Source organism: Actinacidiphila guanduensis, from assembly GCF_900103985.1.
Taxonomy (GTDB): Bacteria; Actinomycetota; Actinomycetes; order Streptomycetales; family Streptomycetaceae; genus Actinacidiphila; species Actinacidiphila guanduensis.
On the sequence record NZ_FNIE01000032.1, the window covers coordinates 1 to 6,120 of the forward strand.

Below are 6,120 nucleotides of genomic sequence, written 5' to 3' on the forward strand. Positions count from 1 at the left end.
GCGAACCACCTCGCTTCGCTCGGTGGTTGACGCCTCGCTTCGCTCTGCGTGACCGCGCTCCGCGCGGTCTGCTCGGCTTCGCCGAGCCAACCCCTCCGCTCCGCTCCAGGGTTGACGGGCCGTCATGCGGCGAGCTCCGCCCGCCTCCTGACGGCCCGTGGCCCCTCGCTCCGCTCGGGTCCAGGCGGTGCGGCTCCGCGCCCCGCCGCGGGTGCCCGAGCGGAGCATCCGTGCGGCCCGTGAGGGGCGGGCAACAAGCAGGCTAGCTAGGAGGGAGGGGGCGTTGGCCGGGTCTCGGCTGCACGATGGTGTTGGAGCTGGCGGGTAGCCAGGATCCCGAGTCCGGCGAAGAGGGCCAGTCCGGCCCCGTTCACCCATGCACCCCAGCCCCGGCCGCCGACGGCCAACTGCGCCACGAGGCCGGCCAGTTCCAGCAGTGAGAACCCCGCGTACAACCAGCGGAACTGCTGCAACCGCCTGACGGCAGACTCCGGTAGCGGATACCTGCCCTTCCAGTGCATTTCCACGGCCACCATCCTGCTCCCCTGACCCAACCGCGTCACGGGGCAGGTACTGCCGAGTAGTGCACATCTCCCCCGGGTGAGCTTCGGGTGGTGTCGATTCCGAGTGCGTCAAAATTCTCCGCGCGCTAGACTCTGGACTCAGGCATCACCCCCGGAGGACACTTCTTCGGGGCCGCACATCGTCCCGGATGGGAAGCGCCAAACCATGGTGGCAGTAGTCACAGCTCAAGAAGAAAACGCGGTCGTGGAGATGGACCCGCTTCCGCATCAGATCGAGGCGTCCGATGCGGCGGTGCGGAAGCTGGAATTGCAGCCGGGGCAGGAAATGCCCGCGCAGGGTCTGCGGACGCAGGTCATTGCGGCGACCGGTTCGGGGAAAACCTTTATGGCGGTGCTGACCGCGCGGAAACTGCGTGCGGGCCGGGTATTGGTGCTGGTGCCGACTCTGGATCTGCTGACGCAGATGGCGGCCGCCTGGCGGGCCGGCGGGCGTACGGGCCCCTTCTACGGGATCTGCTCGCTGCGTGCGGATGAGGCGCCGGGGCTGGCGGCGTGCACGACGGACGTGGACGAGCTGGTGGAGTGGACGCGCGGCCTGGAGACCGTCACCGTGTTCGCCACGTACGCCTCGGTGGGCTTGGGGACGCTCCAGCGGGCACACGAGGCGGGGCTTGCGCCCTGGTCGCTGGTGGTCGTGGACGAGGCGCACCGGACCAGCGGGCGCGGCTCGAAACCCTGGGCCGCGATCCACGACAACACGAAGGTGCCCGCTGATCGGCGGCTCTATATGACGGCGACCCCGCGGGTGTGGGAGGCGCTGGAGACCGAGGAGGGCGGCAGCGGTGCGCCGGTGCTGGTGGCGAGTATGGAGGACGACCCGGACGGGCTGTTCGGGTCCGTGGCGTACAAGTTGACGCTCTCGCAGGCCCGCAACCTCGGGCTGGTCGCGGCGTGGCAGGTGGTGTGCGTGGACGTGACCGACCCGGAGCTCCAGGCGGCCGCGCTGCTGGGGATCGAGGCCCACTCGGACAACGTGCGCGGCTCCCGCCTCGCCGCCCTGCAGACCGCCGCGGTGAAGACCGCAGCCGAGCGGGGGCTGCGCCGCATGCTCACCTTTCACTACCGGATCAGCGAGGCCGAAGCGATGGCGGCCGGAGTGCCGGCCGTGGCGCGTCGTCTGTGGGAGGACGACGCGACCACCTATGCGGAGCCCGATCGGGTGTGGGCGAGCTGGTTGTGCGGCGAGCACACCCCCAAGCGCCGCAGGGCGACGCTGGCCACATTCGCCGCCCCGGTCGGCGAGCGCGTCGACGGCGGCCTGGTCCCGATGCGGCTACGTCTGCTCTCCAGTGTTCGAGTCCTCGGCGAGGGCGTGGACACGCCAGGTTGTGACTCTGTGTTCTTCGGGGACGTGCGCGGGTCTGCGGTCGACATCCTCCAGATCGTCGGCCGCGCCCTGCGCATGAAACCCGGAGAAGGCAAGGTCGCCTCCCTGATCGTGCCGGTGTTCCTCGGCAAGGGCGAGGACCCGGACGCCATGCTCACCTCGCGGGGGTACAACGCTCTGGCCAAGGTGCTTGCAGCGCTGCGTAGCCACGATGCGGACACCATCGAGCAGTTGGCGGAGCAGCAGGCCACCAGCCGGAACCGGAAGGCCACCGCGACGGAGCGTGACGCCGCGGGCCGGGGTGAGGAGCACGGCACGTCCGCTCCCGCACAGAGCCTGCTGTCCTTCTCCACCCCGCGCGACCCCGCCATCTTGGCGCAGTTCATGAAACTCAGGATTCTCCAGCCGGAAAACACGTACTGGCGTCAGGGAATCCAGGCCGCCACCCGGTATGTGAAAGAGAACGGGGATCTGAAAGTCCCGTACGCGTTCACCACGCCGGAGGAATGGCAGCCCGCAGAATTTCCACTCGGGACATGGATCGCCGACCAGAGGCGGTTCTACAACGCGGGTGAGATGAAGCCCTCACGCACCAAGGAACTCGAAGAACTCGGCATGATCTGGTCCCACTGGGACGTCGCCTTCCAGGAGGGACTGTCAGCGGCGCGAGGGTGGGCGGCCGAACACGGGCATCTGCTCCCGCCCACGAGCGCCACCTGGAACGGGTACCCGGTCGGGGTCTGGATGAAGAACCAGCGCACCGCGGGCCGGAGGCTGGCGGAGATCGAGGCGCGGCGCGAGCAGGGGCTGCCGGTCGGCTCCACTGCCGGGGCGCTGACCGAAGAGCGCAGGGACGCGCTCGAGGCGATCGACCCGTCCTGGTGCCCGGCCTGGCCGGTCGCCTGGCAGCGCTGCTACAAGTTGTGCCGCATCCTCATCGAGGCGGGCACCGAACTGCCCACCGCGCCCGGGCAGATGACGCTCCAGGGCGAAGACCTCGGCGCGTGGGTCCAGGCGCAGCGCCTCGGCTGGGACCAGCTACTGCCCGCGCAGGCCTGGATGCTGGAGAACATGCTCCACCTCACCCCGGCCGGGGCTGACGAGCGGCCGCCGGCGCCCCGCACACAGGCCGACAAGTGGGCAGCCAACGTCGCGGCCGCCCGGCAGTTCCACGCCCGCGAGGGCCACCTCCACGTCCCGCGCAAGCACGTCGAAGAGGTCGACGGCATGCGGTACAAGCTGGGCATGTTCATCGACAACGCCCGCAGGCGGGCCGACAAGCTCAGCGCGGAACGGCGCGCGGAACTCGACGCGTTGGGGATGCGCTGGTAGCAGTGAAGGCGAAAGCGTGACGGCGGGCGCGACGCATTCGGAGAAGGGAGGAGCCGGTACTCGGCGGGATGTGGGGACGATGGGGGCGGTGCTTGACGTCAGTCTATGGAGGCGTGTCCGGGGGACTTCGTTTCGCTGCGGGATGTGGCGTCCCAGCTGAGCAGCAGCCGAAGCCTGTCGTCGGCGGCCGAGCCCCGGGGAGCGGTGTAGATCGTGAGCGTCTGTCCCTCGGTGCCGGGCACGGGGAAGGTTTCGTACCGCAGATCGAGCACTCCCACCGTTTGGTGGAACAGGCGCTTCGAGCCGTGGCTGTGCCGGAAGAGGCGGTAGTCGGCCCAGAGGGCGGCGAACTCGGACGAGGCCACCGACAGTTCGCCGACGAGGCGTTCCAGTTCCGGGTCGTGGAGGCGGGGATCGCGTGCGCCGCGCAGCGCGGCGACCGTGTTGGAGGCTACCTCGTCCCAGTCGGGATACCGGACGCGGGCCTGGGGGTCGGTGAAGAGCCAGCGGACGATGTTGCGGTCCCTGACCTGCATCCGGTCGAAGTCGGTCAGCAGTACCTTCCCGGCGTTGTTGACGGCCAGGACGTCCATGCGCCGGCTCTGCACCATGGCTGGCAGCGGGTCGAGCGAGCCGACCAGCTCCCGCAGCCCGACACGCGCCGACTCGTGGCTGCCTGTTCCGGTACGGGCAGCCCTGCGCGGTCCACCGGCATAGGTGTCAACGAGGGCCCGCAGGTGGTGACGCTCCAGCGCGTCCAGGCGCAGGGCCTCTTCGATCGCGGTGAGCACCTGGTCAGACACCTTGCCGATACGCCCCTGCTCCAATCGGGCGTAGTAGTCGACGCTCACTCCGGCCAGGACGGCGACCTCCTCGCGTCTCAGACCAGGACGGCGCCGAGGCGTCGGCGACGGCGGCAGTCCGACGTCCTCCGGACGCAGGCGGGCGCGGCGTGATGTCAGAAACTCGCGCAAGCTCCCTTCGCTGTTCATGACCCCATTGTCCGTCCCATCCGGTGGAGCCGGCGGGTCTACCGCGTACTGCGAGTACCAGGTAGAGCAGGGCGCGCCGCGCGCCCGCACCACGTCGGTCCTCGTGGTCACCTGGGGGTGTGCTGTGAAGGCACCGGGTGCGGTCCGTCCGGAGCGCGTCCGCAGCCCTGCGGCCGGCCCGCAGCGAACGGCAGAAAGTGTGGGAGTTCATGAGCAAGGTCTGGTTCATCACCGGGGCGAACCGCGGCTTCGGCTACGAAATCGCGCGGGCAGCGCTGGAGAGCGGCGACACGGTCGTCGCGACCGCCCGCCGCCCGCAGGAGGCGCAGGCCGCCCTGAGCGCGTATGGCGAGCGCATGCTCGCCCTCCCCCTGGACGTGACCGACACCATGGCCATCGAGACCGCGGTCTCCGCCGCGACCGACCGCTTCGGCCGGATCGACGTCCTCGTCAACAACGCCGGGTACGGTCAGCTCGGCTACTTCGAGGAGCAGTCGCCGGAGTCCGTCGAGCGGCAGTTCGCCACCAACGTCTTCGGCGTGTTCAACGTCACCCGTGCCGTGCTGCCGGTCATGCGGGCCCAGCGGTCGGGGCACGTCATCACCATCTCCTCACTGTCCGGCATCGTCGGCATCGGCGGCTCGCCCGTCTACGGAGCCACCAAGTTCGCCGTCACCGGCTGGTCCGAGGGGCTCGGCAGGGAGGTCGCCCCCTTCGGTATCCACGTGACCTGCGTGCACCCGGGCATGTTCCGCACGGACTTCCTCGACCCCAGCTCCGTCGGCCACGGGGACGTCGAGATCGACGACTACGCACCGTTCCGCGCCGAGCAGCGCGCCTACCTGGACGCGAGCAACCACACCCAGCTCGGAGACCCGGTCAAGTTCGGCCCGGCCGTCGTCCAGCTCGCCGCCCTCCAGACCCCTCCCCTGCGATGGGCCTCCGGCAGCGACGCACTCGCCTCGTTCACGCAGCGCGCGCGGGAGCTGACTGACAGCGCCGCCGAGTGGGAGGAACTCTCCCGCTCCACCGACATCCCCGCAGCCACCACGTGACCTCGCAAAAGGAGCCGACCACCGTCACCTCCGGGCCGTAGCGGCGAAGAAACACCGCACGGACCCTGACCACCCCCGACCGGTTCTTCGTCCCCAAAACCTCCGCCGGATCCTCACCGTGGCACTGACCGCCGTGCCGGAGTCCGCCACCGCGTAGCCGTCCAGGGCTGCCGCAGCCCTGGACGGCCCTTGACGCCGGGACTACGCTCCAGGCCCTCCCCCGAGCGGACGCGAAGGCCGGAGCGGGCAACGCCGTGGCACTGTCGCGGCGGGTGACACCTCCGGCCCCGGCCACTGTCACCGGAGTGAGAGGCGCGGGCCAGGGGTTCACCGCTCGTCTGCGGTTCCGGCTTCGTCCCACAGGCCGGCGAGCTCCTTCATCTTCCTCTTCCGCTTGTCGAACCACTCCGCCCTCGCCCACCGGGCTTCCAGCTCGCGCCGCTCGGCTTCCGCGCGGCGCTGCCGTTCGGCTTCCGCGGCCTGCTCCCGCCGTTCTTGGCGCTGGTGGAAGTCGGCGTAGGGGCGGATGTCGGCGAGCGCCTGGAGCAGGGGCTGGCCTTCGGCGGGGCGGTAGCCGTCGATGCGCAGCCACACCGGGCCCGAGAGGCCGTGCTCCTTCAGGCGGTCCAGGGTCGTCATCACCAGGGGAATGCGGCCGGCGAAGTCGAGGTAGAAGGGGTAGAAGTCTCCCTCCCGGTTGACGCCGTGATAGCTGCTGGTCCCGCGCCTTGGTGCCCAGTGCTCGCGGGACAGGCCCGCGACCGCGCGCATCCAGTTGGTGAGCGCCGTAGGGCCGGCCCCGGCGGGGACGATCGCCAACGGCGGCAGCC

The 6,120-nt window shown here is 70.2% G+C and carries 3 protein-coding genes and 1 pseudogene; 2 read left to right on the forward strand and 2 right to left on the reverse strand.

Features of this window, described 5'->3' with window-relative positions; genetic code table 11:
• The first annotated feature begins 774 nt into the window (after positions 1–774).
• Positions 775–3,243, forward strand: coding sequence for a DEAD/DEAH box helicase (locus tag BLR33_RS34025; RefSeq protein ID WP_093788881.1), 2,469 nt, complete (start codon positions 775–777; stop codon positions 3,241–3,243).
• Positions 3,244–3,341: 98 nt separating this feature from the next.
• Here the strand turns inward: BLR33_RS34025 and BLR33_RS34030 are convergent, their stop codons facing one another.
• Positions 3,342–4,235: a helix-turn-helix transcriptional regulator gene (locus BLR33_RS34030; protein ID WP_093788877.1), complete on the reverse strand. Its 894-nt coding sequence runs from the start codon at positions 4,233–4,235 to the stop codon at positions 3,342–3,344.
• Positions 4,236–4,444: 209 nt separating this feature from the next.
• Between BLR33_RS34030 and BLR33_RS34035 the strand changes: the two genes are divergently transcribed.
• Complete coding sequence (locus BLR33_RS34035; RefSeq protein WP_093788883.1) at positions 4,445–5,290, forward strand: oxidoreductase; 846 nt, start codon at positions 4,445–4,447, stop codon at positions 5,288–5,290.
• Between the two features lie 327 nt (positions 5,291–5,617).
• Here BLR33_RS34035 and BLR33_RS35540 read toward each other — a convergent pair.
• Positions 5,618–6,120 (reverse strand): annotated as a pseudogene (locus BLR33_RS35540) (hypothetical protein); the annotation flags it as partial.

Excerpts from the sequence above, each read along its gene's own strand:
- BLR33_RS34025 (WP_093788881.1), top strand. The coding sequence starts at position 775 with ATGGACCCGCTTCCGCATCAGATCGAGGCGTCCGATGCGGCGGTGCGG.
- BLR33_RS34030 (WP_093788877.1), bottom strand. The coding sequence starts at position 4,235 with ATGAACAGCGAAGGGAGCTTGCGCGAGTTTCTGACATCACGCCGCGCC.
- BLR33_RS34035 (WP_093788883.1), top strand. The coding sequence starts at position 4,445 with ATGAGCAAGGTCTGGTTCATCACCGGGGCGAACCGCGGCTTCGGCTAC.